Genomic DNA, 20387 nt, shown 5'->3' on the forward strand with positions numbered 1-20387 from the left:
TAGTTATTTCTTTTTAGAAATTTTTTCTGCCATAAGCAAAGCGTTATAAGCATTGACCATTTTTGCAGTTTTTGATGACTCTGCAGAAGAAATTGCCACTGGTTTTTCGTCTGGATTTTCGCTTTCGCCAAGAACCACTTTTTCAGGAAGCGCAACTCCGGAATCCATTAAAATTTGTTTTACCTGTTTTGCCTTTAATTTTGGATAATACGAACGGATTAAAACGGCAACTCCGGCAGCATTTGGTGAAGCCATTGAAGTTCCTTGTAAGTATTTGTATTTGTTATTAGGAACTGTAGCGTAAATCTCTTCTCCAGGAGCAAAAACATCAACATTTATTTTTCCGAAATTTGAAAATCCAGCAACAACAGTTTCTCCGTATTGTTTATTAATTGCACCAATTGTGATTACGTTATCAGCAAATTCTTTGATGTTATCTTCAGAATCATTTGGGTAATTGATGTTTTTAGTTTCATCAATATTATAACCGTCATTACCCGCTGCATGAACAATTAAAACATCTTTTTTAGCAGCATATTTTATGGCATCATACACCCATTTTTTGTGTGGTGAAAAGCTTTTTCCAAAACTTCCGTTGATTACTTTTGCGCCATTATCAACAGCATAACGAATGGCTAATGCGATGTCTTTATCGTATTCATCTCCGTCGGGAACAGCTCTTACCGTAAGAATCTCGACATTTGTAGCTACGCCGTCTCCACCTAAATTATTACCACGAACCTGAGCAATAATTCCGGCTACGTGCGTACCGTGAAGGGCCTCTTCTTTATCCGGACCAAAAACAACATTATTTCCGTATTTTTTGTCTTTGATATCATCAGGATTATCGCCTAAAATTTTACGACTGTCTAATTCTTTATTTAAGTTGTAATTTAACTGGTCGTAAACTTGTTTTCTATATTCTTCAAGTTCAGCTTCCGGATCAAAAGTAGGTCCCGCATTAGTGAAAATTTGGGTCATGATCATTTTGCTTTGCGTAACTTTAGGATCTGTGGAAGTGATGGTGCTTAAATCTTCAACTTTATAGGTTGTTTTATTAAGTTCTTTTTTAATCACGTTATGAACTTCCAATAAAAAATCTACCTGCTCTTTATCTTTTAAGGCTTCTTCGTATTTTTTATCATACTGAGCCAAAGCATTTTTGTATTCAGCAGATCCATCATCGGCTTTTTTAATGATACGGGTCATTTCAAGGTTTTCATGAATAACATCTCCAAGGAAGTTCCATCCGTGAATATCATCTATAAAACCATTTTTATCATCATCAATATTGTTGTTTGGAATTTCTTTTGGATTGGTCCAAATCATTCCTTTTAAATCTTCGTGTTCGATATCAACACCAGAATCTACAATACCTACGATTACTTTGGCTCCAGTTTTCCCCTGTAGTAATTCGGCGTAAGCCTTGTCAACACTCATACCTGGAATACTGTCTTTTACAAGATCCAGATGACTCCATCTTTTCAAATCATTTTCAGAGATGGGTGCTTTTTTTACAATAGCTAAAGGCGCTACAATGGGTTCTTTAGGAGTTGAAACTTGTGCCTGCAGTGTACCACTGCCTGCTAAAGCAAGTAAAATCCAGGCCGATAAAGTAAAAGGTTTTATATGATTCATATTGTTAAATTTATTTTGTCTTTATATATGGGTCTAAATTATGATTTTTTGTTACAAATATATAGAGATTAACACCTAATTATGATTTTTTTGCTTTCTAAAAGGCGATTTTTTTTCCATTCAAAGCTTTCTACTAAATCTTATTTTCTTGCAGTATAACAAGGAAATAGCATAAAAATGTAATTTGTTACATAAAAATGCAGCATAATTTTAAAAAATAATAACAAATTAACAACAATACTGAAGTAAGAAAATGATTTATAATTTGTATAATTGCACTTCCGAATCTTAAACTTAATCTATGAGAACAAAATTACTTTTGTTGCTATTAGTAGCAAATTTTTCTATTTATGCCCAAAACACTGCGATTCCAGATGTAAATTTTGAAAATAAATTAATTGCTTTAGGGCTTGATTCGGGAGCAACAGATGGCCAGGTTCTTACTGCCAATATTGCTGGTGTTAAAACTTTAGACGTTTCCAATAGTTCTATTCTTGATTTATCCGGTATCCAGGATTTCGTAGCTCTGCAAAGTTTAATTTGCTATAATAATAAATTAAGCACCTTAGATGTTACTAAAAACATAGCTTTAACCAGCTTGTCATGTAACCGAAATGTTTTGACCAGCCTGGATGTTTCGCAAAATACTTTATTAAATAATTTAGACTGTAGTAACAATCTGTTAAATACTCTTGATATTTCAAAAAACACAAAACTAATGATCTTATCTTGTGTTGATAATAAACTTGCAAGTCTGGACGTTTCAAACAATAATTTGCTGATTAATATAGGGTGTGACCGCAATGCATTAACATCATTAGATGTTACGGCAAATACTAAATTAACCACCTTAGGATGTCAGGTAAATAAACTTACAGACTTAGACTTATCAAAAAATGCGAATTTAAAAAGTTTAGATTGTAACTTCAATTTACTGACTTCTTTAAATGTTTCTTCAAATACACTTTTAACAGAATTACGTTGTTATTCAAACAAAATAACCAGTTTAGATCTTTCTGCTAATACAGTACTGACTAAATTAATTTGTCCAGCTAACAGTTTGACCACTTTAGATGTTTCAAAAAATATTTCTTTGAACTATTTGGATTGTGCAGTAAACATGCTAACAACTTTGGATGTTTCATTGAATAAAAATTTAGACCAGCTGGATTGTGCATCAAATAAACTGACAAGTTTAGATGTTTCGGCAAATACTGCTTTATCTATATTGAACTTTAGCTCCAATCAAATTACGACTATCAATCTTTCGAACCATTTAAATTTAGCTACTTTAAACAGTTCATATAATCCTCTGTCGGCTTTAGATCTTTCGAAAAACAGCTCTTTGGCCAAACTTACTTGTGATTCAAATCAATTAACAAGTTTGAATGTTTCTAAAAACCTTAAATTAAATTATCTGTCTTGTGTTTCAAACGCAATAACCAGTTTGGATTTTTCAAATAATTCACTTTTAAGCACTTTATATTGTTCATCAAATGCTCTTTTGAGTCTGAATTTAAAAAACGGAAAGAATAAGTTGATGACTTCTGGATCTTTATTCTTGAAAACGAACCCAACTTTAAGCTGTATTCAGGTAGATGATGCAGCCTATTCTGATTTAAATTGGGCTTCAAGTAAAGATGCTGGTGCTACTTTTAATTCAGATTGTAATTTATACACTTTTATTCCGGATCCAAAATTTGAACAAAAATTAATTGATTTAGGAATTGATACCGATGGTAAAAACGGATTGGTTTTAAGTGGTAATATTGCAACTGTAACGACTCTGGATGTTGCTAATAGTGCCATTACAGATTTGAAAGGAATTGAAGGTTTTGTGGCTTTGACTGAACTAAATTGTTCAGGGAACACGCTTACAAAATTAAATCTTTCTAAAAACGCAGCTTTAAATTCATTAAACGCATCAAATAACGCGTCGTTAACTTGTATTCAGGTAGCAGATGTTGATGCAGCAGCAAATTGGACAACCATTAAAGATCCAATTGCTGGTTTTAGTCTTGATTGTGAAATTTACACTCTTATTCCAGATTCTAAATTCGAAGAAAAATTAATCGCACTTGGTCTTGATGCCGATGGAATTAATGGAAAAGTTATTACCAGTAATATTGCTTCAATAACTTCATTGGATGTTTCCGGCAGCTTGATTACCAGCTTGACTGGTATCGAAGATTTCGTAGCCCTAAGCACCTTAAACGCGTCAAACAATCCTATTACCTCTTTAGATCTTTCTAAAAATACAGCGTTGACAAATTTATATTGCAATGGATATAACGGAAGTCCAACTAACGGAGGGAATGGAAAATTAACTTCTTTAGACCTTTCTAAAAACAATAATTTAAAAGTTTTAAATTGCTCTTACAATCAGCTAAATACACTAATCATTTCGGCAACTGCTGAATTGGTAAGTTTGAACTGTAATATCAATAAACTAACAAAGCTAAATTTTAATGGCTCAAAGCTTCAAGCTATTGACTTAACAGGAAATCAAATAAAAACGCTTGATGTTTCAAAATGTGCAGTTCTGCAAACATTAAATTGTTCTTTTAATTATTTGGAAACAATTGATGTTTCTAAAAATAGTAACCTGACTATTTTCAATTGTTCAAACAATAAGCTGTTGAATCTTAATTTAAAAAATGGCAACAATAATAATCTGATAACGTACTACAATAACAGCGATTTCAAAAACAATCCAAACTTAACCTGTATTCAGGTAGATGATGTTGCTTATGCAAATTCTGATTGGACTTCTTTAAAAGATGTTACTGCAAACTTTTCTGGAACTTGTACTTTTATTGAAACGTACACTCTTATTCCAGATGCAAATTTTGAAGATAAGTTAATTGCTTTAAATATTGATAAAGATGGTAAAAACGGAAAAGTAGTAACGAACAGCATCAATACTATTACCAGTTTAAATATTGCAAATAGTAGCATCAAAGACTTAACGGGTATTCAGGATTTTACAGAGTTAACTTCTTTAGTGTGTAATAACAACGAGTTTACGACTATCGATTTGACTAAAAATTTATTTTTGACCAGTTTAAATTGCAGCAACAACCAGCTTGGTACTTTAGTACTGGATAATAATCTTGCATTAAGCGAATTAAACGCAAGTTTTAACCAGATTGCAAAAGTTGATCTTTCTAAAAACACTAATCTTACCATCCTGAACATTGGTTTTAACAAACTGTCAAATCTGGATGTTTCTAAAAATACGATACTGAAAGAATTAGAATGTTCTAATAATAACATCTATAATCTTAATATCAAAAATGGTAATAATGCCAATATGCAGCGAATGATTTTTGGTAATTTTACTAATAATCCAAATTTAAGCTGTATCCAGGTTGACAATGCTGTTTATGCTACAGACAATTGGAATGCAACAGATGCCACATCCAGTTATGCTGAAATTTGTGCCGAAAATATTGCTTATACTTTGATTCCGGATTCGAATTTTGAAGATAAATTGATTGCTTTAAATATTGATAAAGACGGTAAAAACGGAAAAGTTAGAACCGAAAGCATAGCGAGTATAACAAATTTAAACGTGAATAATTCTGTAATTGCAGATTTAACAGGGATTCAGGATTTTACTGCCCTGACAGTTTTATATTGTTATGGTAATCAATTGACTTCATTAGATGTTTCTAAAAATTTGGCACTAACGAGGCTGGAGTGTGATTCTAATAAGTTAACTTCTTTGGATCTTTCTAAAAACTTAAATTTAAGTCATTTAGAATGCCAGTCCAATACGATAACATCATTAGATTTATCACAACATAAGGCGTTGACAAGAGTATTTTGCCATTCTAACAATCTTACCAGTTTAAATCTTAAAAACGGTACTAATACCTTATTGACGAATACGAATGTCTTTTTTTCAAACAATCCAAATCTAAAATGTATTAGGGTTGATGATGTTGCTTATGCTGATGCCAACTGGTTCGATAAGAAAGATTCCGGAGCATCTTATAATGTAGATTGTTCAGCTTACACATTAATTCCGGATTCGAATTTTGAAGATAAATTAATTGCTTTAGAAATTGATAAAGATGGTAAAAACGGAAAGGTTAAAACCGAAAGTATTGCTTCAGTTACAGAATTAAATGTTTCAGATAGTGCTATTGCAGACTTAACAGGAATTCAGGATTTTGTTTCTTTAACTTTTTTAAACTGTTCTAAAAATGCTTTAACCGCGATCGACCTGTCGCAAAACACTCAATTAGAAAGCCTAAGTATTGTTGCTAATAAATTAACACAATTAAATCTTGACAACAATATAGCATTGACGAATTTGAATTGTGGAAACAATATGCTGACAAGTCTGAATGTGTCGAAAAATACACTTTTGACTTCATTAGCATGTCACTACAACCAAATTACCAGCCTGAATGTTTCGAAAAACATTTTACTTGAAGTATTGATGTGTCATTACAACGAAATAACCTCTTTGGATGTATCGCAAAATCCGGAATTGTATATGTTAGATTGTCTTTTTAATAAAATAACAGGACTTGATATTTCTAACAACCCTAAAATTACGGAGCTAGCCTGCGAAAACAATAACTTGACATATCTGAATTTAAAAAACGGAAACAACGTAAATTTAGATTTAACCTACTCTAATTTTGTAAACAATCCAAATTTAAAATGTATCGAGGTTGATGATATTGCTTATGCTGATGCTAATTGGTCAGCGATAAAAGATGTTACGGCAACTTACAATGTAGATTGTGCGCAATACACGACGATTCCGGATGTTAATTTTGAAAATAAATTAATCGCTTTAGGAATTGATAAAGATGGTCCAAACGGAAAAGTTAAAACTAGTAGTATTGCTTCTGTTACAACTTTAGATGTTTCATCAAGTGCCATTAAAGATTTAACAGGAATTGAAGATTTCACGGCTCTTACTATTTTAAATTGCAACACAAACGAACTAACTTCTTTAACTCCTTCAAAAAACCCATTGTTAGCAGAGTTAAACTGTTCCTATAACGCTATTACAGTAATTGACGTAACAAAGAACCCGGCTTTAATTGCAATTAATATTTCTAATAACAGTTTGACTTCTTTAAACCTGAAAAATGGTTTTAATACCAATCTGGGCTGGTTTAGTGTGAATTTCACCAAAAACCCTTCATTAAGCTGTATTCAGGTTGATGATGTTACGTATTCTAATGATAACTGGAATGGTAAATTGGACAAAACCTCCTTTTTTGCAGAGGATTGTAGCAACTTTACCTTGATTCCGGATCCAAATTTTGAACAAAAATTAATTGATTTAGGAATTGATAAAGATGGTAAAAACGGAAAAGTATTAACGACATCTATTGCAGTTGTTACAGACTTAAACGTTCAGTTGAGCGAAATTAATGATCTAACAGGAATTGAAGGTTTCGCTTCATTGCAATACTTAAACTGTCAGTTTAATAATTTGACAACTTTAGATTTATCAGGAAATTTAAATCTGATAGAATTGTATTGCCACGGAAATCTTATGACAAGTTTAAATGTTTCAGCAAATACAGAGCTTACCACATTACAGACGAATAAAAACCAATTGACAGATTTAGATGTTTCTAAAAACACGAAGTTAGTTTACATCAATGCTTCAGAGAATGCCTTAAAAATATTAAATCTGAAAAACGGAAATAACATCAATTTTGAAGGCGCATTGGTATTCAAAAACCCGGCTTTAACCTGTATCATGGTTGATAATCCAACTTTTGCAGCTTCTAGTGACGTATTTTTTAAAGATGATACGGCATCGTATTCAGCAAATTGTACATTAGGTCTTGAAGAGTCTGTTTTTGATCTAGTAGCCGTGTATCCAAACCCTACAAAAGGTGTGGTACATGTTGATAATATTGCTTTAGAAAAAGCAACAGTTTACAACACTTTGGGTCAATTGGTAAAAACAGTAACCCTTGATTCTGGAGACACCAGCAATACAATTGATTTGTCTGGTCTTTCAAAAGGTGTTTATTATATCTATTTAATTAGCGGAGATGCTGCTTCGGCTAAGAAAATTATAGTAGAGTAATCGATAATCCTAAATTAAAAGTCCCATTTTCATCTCTTTGAAAATGGGACTTTTTTTTATGTATAAAAGTTTTTTTAAAGGATTTCTTCACACGTAAAAACTTCTTTCAGACGAACTCCTTTTTCAGTATGTTCAACCGTTATAATCTGGTTATGAGCATCATGTTCCAGAAACAAATAATAATTCTGATCTGCTGCAGCGTTCAGTAGTTTTGCTTTTTCAGGCATAGTCAGTAATGGGCGCGTATCGTAACCCATCACATAAGATAAAGGAATATGTCCTGCTGTAGCCAGTAAATCAGCACAAAAAACAATCGTTTTGTCCTGGTACTGAATGTGCGGAATCATTTGTTTTTCGGTATGACCATCGACGTAGTAAATTCCAAAATTCATTTCGCTAGAAAAGCCAAAATCAGACTCAGGTTTTTGAATGAAATTAAGTTGCCCGCTTTCCTGCATGGGTAAAATATTTTCAGACAAAAACGAAGCTTTCTCACGCGCATTGGGCTGCGTTGCCCATTGCCAATGGTTTTCGTTGGTCCAGAATTTAGCGTTTTTAAAAGCCGGTTCGTAACCGGTTTTAGCATCATTCCATTGAACACTACCACCGCAATGGTCAAAGTGAAGGTGCGTCATAAAAACATCGGTAATATCGGCACGATGAAAACCATATTTTGCCAAAGAAGTATCTAAAGAATGTGAACCCCAAAGCGAATAATAACCAAAAAACTTTTCAGATTGTTTGTTGCCCATTCCGGTATCAATCAAAATCAGGCGATTTCCATCTTCAATCAGCAGGCAGCGCGCCGCAATATCAATAAGGTTATTCGCGTCTGCTGGATTGGTTTTGTTCCAGATGGTTTTAGGCACGACTCCAAACATGGCGCCACCGTCTAATTTAAAATTTCCGGATTCTATAGGGTAAAGTTTCATGTGTGTAATTTCTAAGATGAAAACAAAGCTAGGGAATCCAAATTCCTTTTGCTAAAAATTCAATTTAAAAATTAATGAAAAGCCTATTCTAAAGTAATCGACGTGCTGCCCAGGATTTCTTGTTTATCAAAGAAATTTACAAAATAAGTTCCTTTTTGAAATGGGTTTTCGTCTGCATTCAGAATTCCATAAACGTTAGCGGCTTTTCCCTGAAAATCGACTGCGGCAATAAAACTGTACACCAAAGCCTTGTCGTAGTCGAATTCAATTAATTTATCTTCACCTAAAACTTTATTTTTTTGATCTAAAACCTGAATATAAAATATTTTTTTACCCGTTTTTGCAATTGCATTGGCAAGAACCGAAAAGCTTACTTTAAGTTTTTTGGTGTGTTTTGCTTTTTTCGTTTCAGATTCTTTTCCGGAACTGCTTTCTTTCAGCGCGACTACTTTAAAATTATTCAAAGACAATCGGGCAGCTGCTTTTATAGTAGATTCCAGTTGTTTTTGTTTCGAAACTAATGTATCATTTTGAGTTTTTTGTTTATACATTACTACGTTTTGAGTTTCTATCTCCGTCAATAATTTTTTATTTTGAGATTTAAGCTGATTTATTTCTAAAACCTTGGCGTCTAATGTTGTTTTTAGTTCCGAAAGCTGCCTCCTGTAAACATCAATTTCCGAAAGAGACGGTTCTTTTGAAGCTTTGATAATTTCCATCAAATTCTCAACATTTCTTTTTTGAAATTCCAGCTCTTCCGATAAAGATGTTTTTTCCAGCAAAGCGACATCATACGCAAGTTTCAATAAATTTAACGAATCTAATATGTTTCTTTTACCTAGAGATTCCTTAGTATCTGGAGCTTCTTTAGGTATATTGATTTCTGTTTTTGATTGTAATTCTCCTTCATTTAGTTCTTTACTAAAAAGAAAAAATGAAGCGCCTATTCCTAAAACCAATAATGTGGCAAAAGCTCCTTTTAACCATTTGTTCTTGTAGTGTTTTTTCATAATTACTCCCAATTTTGTGCAAAAATACTATTATAATAGCATGTGAGATGCGTATTTATACGTGTTTTTAACTTAATCTTTGAGTTTTTCTGTATTGATTCTTACATATTTTCTTAAATTCTTCGCTTTTTTACAAAAAATATATGATTTTTCTTTAATAAATAGAATTATTTATAATTTGCCGTTTACAAATAAATATTATCTATTTTAACATTTGTTATAATAATGTATTGAATTATGGAAAAAGGTTTTTAAGTCGTATCTTTGCGGATAATTTAGACATAATCTATACACAATGATAAAGGTTTCTGATACTGCCAAAAAGAAAATCATCGACTTGATGAAAGATGATGGTTTTGACGCTGCACATGACTACGTAAGAGTAGGCGTGAAAAGTGGCGGATGCTCTGGTTTGTCTTATGATTTAAAATTTGACAATACCAAAGGTGACGACGATAAAATATTTATAGACAACGATATAACGATTGCAGTTGAAAAAAAATCATTTCTGTATCTTGCCGGAACAACTTTAGAGTTTTCAGGAGGATTAAACGGAAAAGGATTTGTATTTAATAACCCAAATGCAAGCAGAACTTGTGGTTGTGGTGAATCTTTTTCGCTATAAATAAAGAATCAAAAAAAATTAAACACATCAGGAAGGAAAGCTAATTTCTAATGCGTTTTAAAAAACAAAAAAATGTCAAAATACACTGAAGACGATTTAAAAATCGAACTCGAAACTAAAGAATACGAATACGGATTTTACACTGATATCGAATCGGAGACGTTTCCTATTGGCCTAAACGAAGACATCGTGAGAGCTATTTCTCTTAAAAAAGATGAGCCTCAATGGATGACCGACTGGCGTATTGAAGCTTTTCGTGCCTGGAAAGATATGATCGAACCAGAATGGGCAAATGTGCATTATACAAAACCTGATTTTCAGGCTATTTCGTATTATTCGGCTCCCAAACAAGTAGATCCAAACAAAACTTTGGATGATGTAGATCCGGAACTTCTTGAAATGTACAAAAAGTTAGGAATCTCTGTCGATGAACAAAAAATGATGAACAATGTCGCTATGGATATTGTGGTCGATTCTGTTTCGGTGGCTACTACTTTCAAGAAAACATTGGCCGAAAAAGGAATTATTTTCTGTCCGATTTCTGAAGCTATCAAAGAACATCCTGAATTAGTAAAAAAATATTTAGGAACTGTTGTACCTCAAAAAGACAACTTTTACGCAGCATTAAACTCAGCAGTTTTCTCTGACGGAAGTTTCTGCTATATTCCAAAAGGCGTTCGTTGCCCAATGGAACTTTCAACTTATTTCAGAATCAACCAGGCAGGAACAGGACAATTCGAAAGAACTCTTGTAATTGCTGATGCCGGAAGTTACGTTTCATACCTTGAAGGTTGTACCGCACCAAGTCGTGACGAAAATCAATTGCACGCCGCTGTGGTTGAATTGATCGCTTTGGATGATGCCGAAATTAAATATTCTACTGTTCAAAACTGGTTCCCTGGAAACAAAGAAGGAAAAGGTGGGGTTTATAACTTTGTAACCAAAAGAGGTTTATGCGAAACAAACGCTAAAATTTCCTGGACTCAGGTAGAAACCGGTTCAGCTGTAACCTGGAAATATCCTTCTTGTGTATTAAAAGGAGATAATTCGGTAGGAGAATTTTATTCTATCGCTGTTACCAATAATTACCAACAGGCCGATACGGGAACAAAAATGATCCATTTAGGAAAAAACACTAAATCGACTATTATTTCTAAAGGTATCTCGGCTGGTAAATCACAAAATAGTTACCGTGGATTGGTGCAAATTTCAGCAAGAGCTGAAAACGCCAGAAACTTTTCGCAATGTGATTCTCTTTTGATGGGGAACAATTGTGGAGCACATACTTTTCCTTATATCGAAAGTAAAAATCCATCGGCTAAAATAGAACACGAAGCTACGACAAGTAAAATTGGAGAAGATCAGGTTTTTTATTGCAACCAAAGAGGTATCCCAACTGAAAAAGCGATTGCCTTAATTGTAAACGGTTTCAGTAAAGATGTATTGAACAAATTGCCAATGGAATTTGCTGTTGAAGCGCAAAAATTATTAGAGATTTCCTTGGAAGGATCTGTTGGATAATAAAATTCAAAAATTATGGATATCATCTTAAAAAATGTAAAGAAAAAAGATTTTCCAGTTTTTCAATCACTGGCAAAATCCCTTGGTTTTGAAATTATAGAAGATAAAGAAAAACCATATAATCCAGAATTTGTAAAAGAGATTTTAGATGCTGAACAAAGTATCAAAGATGGAAAAGGAGTTAAAATAAAATTAGAAGATTTGTGGAAGTAATTTATTCTGAAAAGGCACAGAAAGACAGAGAATTTTGGAAAAAATCTGAAAATAAAGCAATTATGAATAAAATTACCGCCTTGATTGAAGATATACAACTTCATCCTTTTGAAGGCATCGGAAAACCGGAACCTTTGAAATATGAATTGTCTGGAAAATAGTCTAGAAGAATAAATCAAGAACATCGAATAATTTATAAAGTTACTGAAGAAAATACAATCGAGATATTAGATATACTTCATTAAAAGGACATTACGAATAAGTATTGAATGGAAAATAAAAAAGTCATCATTTTGGGTTCATCCAGGAAAAATGGAAACACAACAAAAATTGTGGATGAAATTTCTAAAGAACATGAAATAGATGTAATTAATTTAAGTGATTATACGATTTCGTATTATGATTACGAAAGCAAAAACATAGATGACGATTTTCTACCTTTAATAAAAGGAATCATCGAAAAGTACGATACTTTAATTTTTGCTACTCCTATATATTGGTATAATATGAGTGGAATTATGAAGGTTTTCTTTGATAGAATTTCAGATTTAATCCGAATTGAAAAAGAAACCGGACGAAAACTTAGAGGAAAGAAAATTGGCGTGATATCAAATTCTCACGACAACGAAATTGAAGAAAGTTTTTACATACCGTTCAAAAAAACAGCCGATTATTTAGGCATGGAATATTTAGGACACGCGCATTTTAATGCCAACATCCTAAACCAAACAACAAAAATAGAATTGACATTTATATAAAATAAAAAAAACAATGTTATCAATAAAAAACCTTCACGCCTCAATAGGTGATAAAGAAATCCTTAAAGGAATTAATATAGAAGTTAAAGCTGGCGAAGTACACGCTATCATGGGACCAAACGGTTCTGGAAAAAGTACACTTTCGGCTGTAATTGCCGGAAACGAAAACTACGAAGTTACTGATGGAGAAGTTTTTCTTGACGGAGAAGATCTTGCAGATTTAGCTCCTGAAGAAAGAGCACACAAAGGAGTTTTCCTTTCGTTTCAATATCCTGTAGAAATTCCTGGAGTTAGCGTTACCAACTTCATGAAAACAGCGATCAACGAAACTCGTAAAGCAAACGGTCAGGATGAAATGCCGGCCAACGAAATGTTGAAAGTAATTCGTGAGAAATCTGAATTATTAGAAATCGATCGTAAATTTTTATCTCGTTCTTTAAACGAAGGTTTTTCAGGAGGAGAGAAAAAAAGAAACGAAATTTTCCAGATGGCAATGTTAGAGCCAAAATTAGCCATCCTTGACGAAACGGATTCTGGTCTTGACATCGATGCGTTAAGAATTGTGGCTAACGGAGTTAACAAATTAAAAAGCGAGAAAAACGCCATTATCGTTATCACGCACTACCAACGTTTATTAGATTATATCGTTCCGGATTTTGTTCACGTTCTATACAACGGAAGAATCGTAAAATCAGGAGGAAAAGAGCTGGCTTACGAATTGGAAGAAAAAGGATACGACTGGATTAAAGCAGAAAACTAGTTTACAGTTACAGTTTACAGTTTGCAAAAACTCATAACTCATAACTCATAACTTACAACTACAAAAATGGATTTAAAAGAAAAATTAGTATCGTCTTTTATGGCTTTTGAAGAGCGTGTTGATGTGCATTCAGATTTGCATGACATTCGTACAACTGCCTTAAAAAACTTCGAAAATAAAGGTTTCCCAACCAAAAAAGAAGAAGCTTGGAAATATACATCGCTAAACGCCATCTTAAAAAATGACTTTACCGTTTTTCCAAAGCAAGAAAATGCAATCGAATTTAGCCACGTAAAAAAATACTTTTTACACGAAATCGACACCTATAAATTGGTGTTTATCGATGGCGTTTTCAGTTCGCATTTGTCTTCAACAACGCATGACGGAATCGACGTTTGCTTGATGTCATCGGCATTGACCAAACCAAAATATAAAATGGTTATTGACAAGTACTTCAACCAAATTGCCAGCAAAGACGAAAGTTTGACTTCGTTGAATACAGCTTTTGCAAGCGAAGGAGCTTTTATCAATATTCCGCAAAAGAAAGTAGCCGATAAACCTATCGAAATCATGTATTTCTCGACAGGAAACGAAGCTGCATTAATGGTTCAGCCAAGAAATTTGATTATTGTGGGTGAAAATTCACATGTTCAAATTATCGAACGTCACCAAAGTTTGAACGAAAATCCAGTTTTAACCAATTCGGTTACGGAGATCTTTGCTCAAAAACGCGCCATTGTTGATCATTATAAAATTCAAAACGACAATAACGAAGCCAATTTAATTGATAATACATACGTTTCGCAACAACAAGAAAGTCATGTTTATGTACATACTTTTTCGTTTGGAGGAAATCTTACGCGTAACAACTTAAACTTTTATCACTTTGGTGAAAGATTGACCAGTACGCTAAACGGAATTACAATTATTGGAGAAAAACAACACGTTGATCATTATACTTTGGTAAACCACGCAACACCAAACTGCGAAAGTTTCCAGGATTATAAAGGAATTTTCTCTGATCGCTCAACAGGCGTTTTCAACGGAAAAGTTTTGGTTGAAAAAGAAGCTCAAAAAACAAATGCTTTCCAAAAAAGCAACAATATTTTATTGAGCGATAAAGCAACTATCAATGCAAAACCACAATTAGAGATTTTTGCTGATGACGTAAAATGTTCTCACGGTTGTACTGTTGGACAATTAGACGAAACGGCTATGTTCTACATGCAATCTCGTGGAATTCCTAAAAAAGAAGCAAAAGCTTTATTGATGTACGCATTCTCAAATGCTGTTATCGAAAGTATCAAAATACCGGAATTAAAACAAAGAATTACTAAAATCATTGCCATGAAACTGGGTGTGAATTTAGGATTTGATTTGTAGAAAATTCAATTCTTTACAAAATAAAAACCGATAAGCTTTTATAAAGTTTATCGGTTTTTTTATGCTCTCCTGCAAGGTTTCCAAAACCTTGTAGGTATTATGCTCAAGTTTCGATACCTACAAGGTTTTGGAAACCTTGCAGGAATAAAACAATCTACTGCTTCACACTATCAATCACCTCTTTCAAAAACCCATTAAAATCAAAGCTTTTATCACCTTCTCTAACACCCATTCTCACAATTACCATATCCAGAGACGGAATAATTGCTACCATTTGTCCTTGGTAGCCGCTGCAATAAAACATATCGCGAGGCACATCTGGGAATTTTCCTCCTGCGTTAAGCCAAAATTGCGCTCCATATTTTCCTTCGGAAGTATTGGTTGGTGTGGCAGTATATTTTACCCAGCTTTCATCCAGAATCTGTTCTCCGTTCCAGTTGCCTTTTCTTAAATATAATAATCCAAATTTAGACCAGTCACGTGGTGTTGCCCATCCATAAGACGAACCTACGAAAGTTCCAGTCATATCCTGCTCGACAATCATCGAGTTCATTCCGATTTTATCGATTACGGCGCTGTACCAAAAATCAAGATATTCTTGTTGTGTTTTAAACTGGCTTCTTAAAATTCTAGACAATAAATTGGTCGTTCCGGAAGAGTAATTCCAATGTGTGTTGGGTTTGAATTGTGCTGGTTTATCCATTTGTACTTTCCCCATATCTTCAGACTGAAAAAGCATTATGGTCGCATCACAAATCGTACTGTAATTTTCTTCCCATTCCAAACCGGAATTCATGTGCAGCAAATCATTTATGGTGATGTTTTTGCGCTCATCATTTTGCCATTCCTTAATAGGAGCTGGTTTGTAAATATCAATTTTTCCTTGTTTGGCTAAAACCCCAAAAGCCGAACTGGTGATACTTTTTGTCATCGACCATCCCAAAATTTTACTTTCTTTATTGAAGTTCTTGTCGTATTGCTCCGCAATCAATTTGTCTTTATACAAAACTACCACAGCACGAGTTCTTTTGGCTTTGCCTCCACTTTTATCAAAAGCATTGTCAACAGCTTTTTTTAATTTAGCATAATCAACATTCGAAAAAGTAGTGTCTTTCGGTTCATTATTTCCGTAAGGAAAAGGTAAATTACTCGCCAATTTGGTTCTTTTTGGCAACAAATAGGGTTTCGAAACATCAAAATCATCGTTGATTAGAGTAGCGCCCAAACCTTCACGATAAATTGCTTTTCTTTCTTTCAAACCGTAAACAGCCGATGTGGCAAATTTCCCTGCATCATCAATAGAGTTGGTTGCTAAATCGAGTAGCGGAATATCATTATCGGTTTTTTCGATTAAATCTTTTGAGCGATTATCGATAAAATGACCCGAGGCGATACTTTTGGCCGAAAAGCCGGAAATCAATTCAAGCTTAGGATAGGTGGTAAATCCATAATAAAAAACGATAAGAAGTAATGCAAGACCAAGTAGTTTCAGGATTTTTTTCATAAAATGTGAGTGCTATTTTTAATGCAATATAAATAATTTATGTTCACGTTTTTAATGTCTTTTTCAGAATTAAATTTCACATATCACATAAAAAAGATTCAAACCTTATAAAATTATTATTTCAACAGTCAATTGATGCTACTATAAAAGGAAATTATCGAATTGCCGTAGAAACAAATTTAGTTTTAGTACTTTTGTAATTAGAATTTTTCTAAATAAATTATGCTAGATATTCAAAAAATAAGAGCTGATTTTCCGATACTTTCACAAAAAGTAAACGGAAAACCTTTGGTATATTTTGACAACGGAGCGACTTCGCAAAAACCACAAGTTGTGATTGATGCTGACGCGAAATATTACCAGGAAATAAACGCCAACATTCACCGTGGTGTACATACTTTAAGTCAATTAGCCACTGATGCTTACGAGATTTCACGTGGCAAAGTGCAGGAACATATCAATGCGAAATTTGCCCACGAAGTACTTTTTACTTCAGGAACAACGCACGGAATCAATTTAGTGACTAATGGTTTTGCTTCGATTTTAAAACCGGGTGACGAAGTAATTGTTTCGTCGTTAGAACATCATAGTAATATTGTGCCCTGGCAAATGTTATGCGAGAAAACGGGAGCAACTTTAAAAGTGATTCCGATGAACGAAGAGGGCGAGCTGATTATGGAAGCGTATGATGCTTTGCTTTCAGAAAAAACAAAAGTTGTGACCGTAAATCATATTTCGAATGCTTTAGGAATCATCAATCCTATAAAATATATGATTGACAAAGCACACGCTGTTGGCGCTGCTGTTTTGATCGATGGTGCGCAGGCTGTTCCGCATCTTAAACCAGATGTTCAGGCATTAGACTGCGATTTTTATGCTTTTTCAGGACATAAAATGTGTGGCCCAACCGGAACCGGAATTTTATACGGAAAAGAAGAGTGGCTGAACAAGCTTCCTCCTTATCAGGGTGGTGGTGAAATGATTAAAGAAGTAACTTTCGAAAAAACCACCTACGCCGATTTGCCTCATAAATTTGAAGCAGGAACGCCTAATATCGCTGGAGGAATTGTTTTGGGAACTGCTATTGATTATTTAAACGAAATTGGTTTCGATAATATTCAGAAGCAGGAAGAAGAACTTTTGGCGCACGCCACCAAACGTTTGTTAGAAATTGAAGGTTTGAAAATCTACGGAACCGGAAAAAATAAAGCTTCGGTAGTTTCGTTTAATATTGATGGAATTCATCCGTACGACATTGGTTCTATTATTGATAAATTAGGAATTGCGGTTCGTACAGGACATCACTGTGCACAGCCCATCATGAATTTCTTTTGTATTCCCGGAACCATTCGTGCTTCATTTTCTTTTTATAATACTAAAGAAGAAATTAATCTAATGGTCGAAGCCGTAAAAACAGCAAAAACAATGTTAAGCTAAATAATACTTTATGAGAATAGTATCTTTTTTACTTTTGATAATGGTTATCGGAACAGGATGTTCCAGTCAGAAAAAAACAGACATGGCCAACACTACAATCGAATATTCGGCAATGTCCAGAGGTTTTCATAAAAAAATCACTGTTCAAAATCAAAGTGTTTGGGTTGAAAGCGAAAGAGGCCAAGATGCTGTTGAAAGCAAAATCGACGCCGGAAAATGGAATCAGATTGTAGCTGAGTTTGAAAAAGTGAATTTAGAAACCATCTCAACCTTAAAAGCACCAACCGAAAAACGTTTTTATGATGGTGCTGCTATCGCAAATTTAAAAATAATTCAAAATCAGAAAACATACGAAACTACCAGTTTTGACAATGGTTTCCCTCCAAAGGAAATAGAAAAATTGGTAAATTTGCTGACTGGTTTTATCGAAGAATAATTATGACTATAAAAGAAATACAAAACGAAATAATAGAAGAATTTTCGATGTTTGATGACTGGATGCAACGCTACGAGTACATCATCGAATTAGGAAAAACCCTTCCTTTAATCAAGGAAGAATACAAAACCGAAGAAAATTTAATAAAAGGCTGCCAGTCTAAAGTCTGGTTGCAGGGCGAAGAAAATGACGATAAAATCGTTTTTACTGCTGATAGCGATGCGATTTTGACAAAAGGAATTATCGCAATCTTAATCCGTACTTTTTCTAACCAAAAAGCTTCGGATATTTTAGCAGCCGATACTGATTTTATTGACGAAATAGGTTTAAAAGAACATTTATCGGCAACAAGAGCAAACGGATTGGTTTCGATGATAAAAAACATCAAAATGTACGCTTTGGCATTCAATTCAAAGAATTAAAATGAATATTAAAAGGAAAATTTTCTTAGTACTATTTGTAATCGGAAACTTTGTTTTTTCTCAAAACAAAGAGAAAACCACATCTTCAAAAATTAATTTTACATACGAAAGAAGAGCAAACTGCATACTTGATAAAGAGGGTTTGTATGCGGATACATTATCATTAAAAGCTAATTTTCCTGATCATAAATATAAGATTGTCAGCAATAAAAAAGAACAATCAAATATTCTCGGATTTATTGCTTTAGAAGAATTTTCAGCAAAAGATTTAAAGAAAATTTACAGTATTCTGAGTCATTCAACTGAAATCATTAAAGGGACATATGATCCGTTAAAAAATAGTACAAAAATAGAAGTTTCCAAAGATGTAGATTATTTAAATGCTTCTTTTAGAGACATATTAAAAATGAAATTTAAGAAGTTTAATTACACTGTAAAAATAGATTATAATAAGAAAAAAGTCTATTTAAAATATCAATCAGTAAGTTACAATCAAACATTTGAGGAGAATTTAAAAAAAATCAATTTTGTAACTAGCGATTCTTTAAAAGGAAATTACACTTATAAAGTACACGACAGAATTTACAAAAACCTCGTAGAATTAAATAAGGATTACAGCGACAAAGTAACGCCTTATGTTTTATTCTCAAATACGGAATATGGAGTTCAAAAAATAATCAGTGTTGAAGAAACATTTGATTTAAAATCATTTAGTAAAGAATAATTATGGAACAAGAAATAGACACAAACGAATTAGGAGAATCAATTGTAAAGATTTTAAAAACGATTTACGATCCGGAGATACCTGTAGATATTTACGAATTAGGATTGATTTATGACGTAATGGTAAACACAGATTACGAAGTAAAAATCCTGATGACGCTTACCTCGCCAAACTGCCCTGTTGCAGAAAGTCTGCCTAGAGAAGTTGAAGAAAAAGTAAAAACAATCGAAAACATCAAAGATGTTGATGTAGAAATTACTTTCGATCCGCCCTGGAGCAAAGATTTAATGAGCGAAGAAGCAAAATTAGAATTAGGAATGCTTTAAAAATATTTGTTTCAGATTTTTAGGTTTCACGTTCCAACAACTTGAAACCTGAAACCTGAAACTAACTTTTTCATATGGAAGAAATTATCAATAAAGTTGCCAATAGTGTTTTAGAAGTTTTTGATCTGGAGGATTATTATCCAAAAGGAACACGCGTTAAAATTGACATTTCTCAATGGCTTTTAGAAGGATTTTTATTGAAAGAAAAAGACTTTAGAGAGCACTTAAAAAATCATGATTGGTCACAATACCAAGACCAGTATGTAGCCATCAATTGCAGTACAGATGCCATAGTTCCTGCTTGGGCGTCGATTTTGGTTGCGGTACAATTGGCACCTTATGCCAAAAAAGTAGTCAACGGAAATATCGAAGATCTTGAAGCCAGTTTATACGAAGAAATCCTAAATAAAATAGATTATTCGGTTTATCAAAACAAACCTGTTATCGTAAAAGGTTGTTCAAGAAAACCGGTACCCATGCGCGCTTACATTCTGGCTACTACCTATTTACAGCCTTTTGCCAGAAGTATTATGTACGGAGAAGCCTGCTCAGCGGTACCTCTTTACAAAGAAGCTAAGAAATAATTTACATTTACAATTAAGTAATTTTTAACGTTTTGCAGGTT

The 20387-nt window shown here is 33.4% G+C and carries 18 protein-coding genes; 14 read left to right on the forward strand and 4 right to left on the reverse strand.

The genetic code is table 11. The features are described from left to right. Positions 1 to 3: 3 nt before the first annotated feature. On the reverse strand, positions 4 to 1638 hold the full coding sequence (locus tag GON26_RS15985; protein WP_160375776.1) for a S8 family peptidase: 1635 nt from the start codon (positions 1636 to 1638) through the stop codon (positions 4 to 6). 301 nt (positions 1639 to 1939) lie between these two features. Between GON26_RS15985 and GON26_RS15990 the strand changes: the two genes are divergently transcribed. Beyond that, positions 1940 to 7711: a T9SS type A sorting domain-containing protein gene (locus GON26_RS15990; protein WP_160375777.1), complete on the forward strand. Its 5772-nt coding sequence runs from the start codon at positions 1940 to 1942 to the stop codon at positions 7709 to 7711. Positions 7712 to 7785: 74 nt separating this feature from the next. Here the strand turns inward: GON26_RS15990 and GON26_RS15995 are convergent, their stop codons facing one another. Together GON26_RS15995 and GON26_RS16000 are read right to left on the reverse strand one after the other, a co-directional pair. After that, the gene (locus GON26_RS15995; RefSeq protein ID WP_160375778.1) at positions 7786 to 8643 is read right to left on the reverse strand and encodes an MBL fold metallo-hydrolase; all 858 of its coding nucleotides are present in this window, start codon (positions 8641 to 8643) and stop codon (positions 7786 to 7788) included. Positions 8644 to 8726: 83 nt separating this feature from the next. After that, positions 8727 to 9653 (reverse strand): hypothetical protein, encoded by a 927-nt coding sequence (locus GON26_RS16000; protein ID WP_160375779.1) that lies wholly within the window; start codon positions 9651 to 9653, stop codon positions 8727 to 8729. Positions 9654 to 9948: 295 nt separating this feature from the next. On the opposite strand from GON26_RS16000, the gene GON26_RS16005 reads away from it, so the two are divergent. From GON26_RS16005 to sufD, 7 genes are all read left to right on the forward strand, one after another. Next, positions 9949 to 10278, forward strand: coding sequence for a HesB/IscA family protein (locus GON26_RS16005; protein WP_160375780.1), 330 nt, complete (start codon positions 9949 to 9951; stop codon positions 10276 to 10278). A gap of 72 nt (positions 10279 to 10350) precedes the next feature. Beyond that, on the forward strand, positions 10351 to 11799 hold the full coding sequence (gene sufB / locus GON26_RS16010; protein ID WP_160375781.1) for a Fe-S cluster assembly protein SufB: 1449 nt from the start codon (positions 10351 to 10353) through the stop codon (positions 11797 to 11799). 15 nt (positions 11800 to 11814) lie between these two features. Further along, complete coding sequence (locus tag GON26_RS16015) at positions 11815 to 12012, forward strand: DUF2683 family protein (RefSeq protein ID WP_160375782.1); 198 nt, start codon at positions 11815 to 11817, stop codon at positions 12010 to 12012. After that, positions 12003 to 12173: a type II toxin-antitoxin system YoeB family toxin gene (locus GON26_RS21825; protein ID WP_160375783.1), complete on the forward strand. Its 171-nt coding sequence runs from the start codon at positions 12003 to 12005 to the stop codon at positions 12171 to 12173. The genes GON26_RS16015 and GON26_RS21825 overlap by 10 nt, the downstream gene beginning before the upstream one ends. 108 nt (positions 12174 to 12281) lie before the next feature. Beyond that, a complete protein-coding gene (locus GON26_RS16030) occupies positions 12282 to 12770 on the forward strand; it encodes a flavodoxin family protein (RefSeq protein WP_160375784.1) in 489 nt (162 codons plus the stop codon). Positions 12771 to 12783: 13 nt separating this feature from the next. Beyond that, positions 12784 to 13530 carry a Fe-S cluster assembly ATPase SufC gene (gene sufC / locus GON26_RS16035; protein WP_160375785.1) on the forward strand — a complete coding sequence of 249 codons (747 nt, stop codon included), beginning with the start codon at positions 12784 to 12786 and terminating at the stop codon, positions 13528 to 13530. Positions 13531 to 13596: 66 nt separating this feature from the next. Beyond that, entirely contained in the window at positions 13597 to 14913 is a 1317-nt protein-coding gene (sufD, locus tag GON26_RS16040) for a Fe-S cluster assembly protein SufD (protein WP_160375786.1), read from the forward strand. A gap of 154 nt (positions 14914 to 15067) precedes the next feature. On the opposite strand, the gene GON26_RS16045 is transcribed toward sufD, so the two are convergent. Then, positions 15068 to 16417 carry a serine hydrolase domain-containing protein gene (locus GON26_RS16045; RefSeq protein WP_160375787.1) on the reverse strand — a complete coding sequence of 450 codons (1350 nt, stop codon included), beginning with the start codon at positions 16415 to 16417 and terminating at the stop codon, positions 15068 to 15070. 222 nt (positions 16418 to 16639) lie between these two features. Here GON26_RS16045 and GON26_RS16050 point away from each other — a divergent pair, with 222 nt between their 5' ends. The 6 genes from GON26_RS16050 (at position 16640) to GON26_RS16075 (ending at position 20346) form a co-directional block, all read left to right on the forward strand. Continuing rightward, positions 16640 to 17854 (forward strand): aminotransferase class V-fold PLP-dependent enzyme, encoded by a 1215-nt coding sequence (locus GON26_RS16050; RefSeq protein ID WP_160375788.1) that lies wholly within the window; start codon positions 16640 to 16642, stop codon positions 17852 to 17854. 10 nt (positions 17855 to 17864) lie between these two features. Further along, positions 17865 to 18290 (forward strand): hypothetical protein, encoded by a 426-nt coding sequence (locus GON26_RS16055; RefSeq protein ID WP_160375789.1) that lies wholly within the window; start codon positions 17865 to 17867, stop codon positions 18288 to 18290. Positions 18291 to 18292: 2 nt separating this feature from the next. Beyond that, positions 18293 to 18712, forward strand: a complete 420-nt coding sequence (locus GON26_RS16060) for a SufE family protein (RefSeq protein WP_160375790.1) — start codon at positions 18293 to 18295, stop codon at positions 18710 to 18712. Position 18713: 1 nt separating this feature from the next. After that, the gene (locus GON26_RS16065) at positions 18714 to 19436 is read left to right on the forward strand and encodes a hypothetical protein (protein WP_160375791.1); all 723 of its coding nucleotides are present in this window, start codon (positions 18714 to 18716) and stop codon (positions 19434 to 19436) included. Between the two features lie 2 nt (positions 19437 to 19438). After that, complete coding sequence (locus tag GON26_RS16070) at positions 19439 to 19762, forward strand: SUF system Fe-S cluster assembly protein (protein ID WP_160375792.1); 324 nt, start codon at positions 19439 to 19441, stop codon at positions 19760 to 19762. Between the two features lie 74 nt (positions 19763 to 19836). Next, positions 19837 to 20346, forward strand: a complete 510-nt coding sequence (locus tag GON26_RS16075; RefSeq protein WP_160375793.1) for a DUF2480 family protein — start codon at positions 19837 to 19839, stop codon at positions 20344 to 20346. Positions 20347 to 20387 lie beyond the last annotated feature (41 nt).

The organism is Flavobacterium hydrocarbonoxydans, assembly GCF_009789235.1.
GTDB lineage: Bacteria > Bacteroidota > Bacteroidia > Flavobacteriales > Flavobacteriaceae > Flavobacterium > Flavobacterium hydrocarbonoxydans.

Coding starts and splice junctions, on each gene's coding strand:
- sufB (WP_160375781.1), top strand. CDS start 10,351: ATGTCAAAATACACTGAAGACGATTTAAAAATCGAACTCGAAACTAAA.
- GON26_RS15985 (WP_160375776.1), bottom strand. CDS start 1,638: ATGAATCATATAAAACCTTTTACTTTATCGGCCTGGATTTTACTTGCT.
- GON26_RS16065 (WP_160375791.1), top strand. CDS start 18,714: ATGAATATTAAAAGGAAAATTTTCTTAGTACTATTTGTAATCGGAAAC.
- GON26_RS15990 (WP_160375777.1), top strand. CDS start 1,940: ATGAGAACAAAATTACTTTTGTTGCTATTAGTAGCAAATTTTTCTATT.
- GON26_RS16055 (WP_160375789.1), top strand. CDS start 17,865: ATGAGAATAGTATCTTTTTTACTTTTGATAATGGTTATCGGAACAGGA.
- GON26_RS15995 (WP_160375778.1), bottom strand. CDS start 8,643: ATGAAACTTTACCCTATAGAATCCGGAAATTTTAAATTAGACGGTGGC.
- GON26_RS16060 (WP_160375790.1), top strand. CDS start 18,293: ATGACTATAAAAGAAATACAAAACGAAATAATAGAAGAATTTTCGATG.
- sufC (WP_160375785.1), top strand. CDS start 12,784: ATGTTATCAATAAAAAACCTTCACGCCTCAATAGGTGATAAAGAAATC.
- sufD (WP_160375786.1), top strand. CDS start 13,597: ATGGATTTAAAAGAAAAATTAGTATCGTCTTTTATGGCTTTTGAAGAG.
- GON26_RS16005 (WP_160375780.1), top strand. CDS start 9,949: ATGATAAAGGTTTCTGATACTGCCAAAAAGAAAATCATCGACTTGATG.
- GON26_RS16050 (WP_160375788.1), top strand. CDS start 16,640: ATGCTAGATATTCAAAAAATAAGAGCTGATTTTCCGATACTTTCACAA.
- GON26_RS16000 (WP_160375779.1), bottom strand. CDS start 9,653: ATGAAAAAACACTACAAGAACAAATGGTTAAAAGGAGCTTTTGCCACA.
- GON26_RS16070 (WP_160375792.1), top strand. CDS start 19,439: ATGGAACAAGAAATAGACACAAACGAATTAGGAGAATCAATTGTAAAG.
- GON26_RS16075 (WP_160375793.1), top strand. CDS start 19,837: ATGGAAGAAATTATCAATAAAGTTGCCAATAGTGTTTTAGAAGTTTTT.
- GON26_RS16030 (WP_160375784.1), top strand. CDS start 12,282: ATGGAAAATAAAAAAGTCATCATTTTGGGTTCATCCAGGAAAAATGGA.
- GON26_RS16015 (WP_160375782.1), top strand. CDS start 11,815: ATGGATATCATCTTAAAAAATGTAAAGAAAAAAGATTTTCCAGTTTTT.
- GON26_RS16045 (WP_160375787.1), bottom strand. CDS start 16,417: ATGAAAAAAATCCTGAAACTACTTGGTCTTGCATTACTTCTTATCGTT.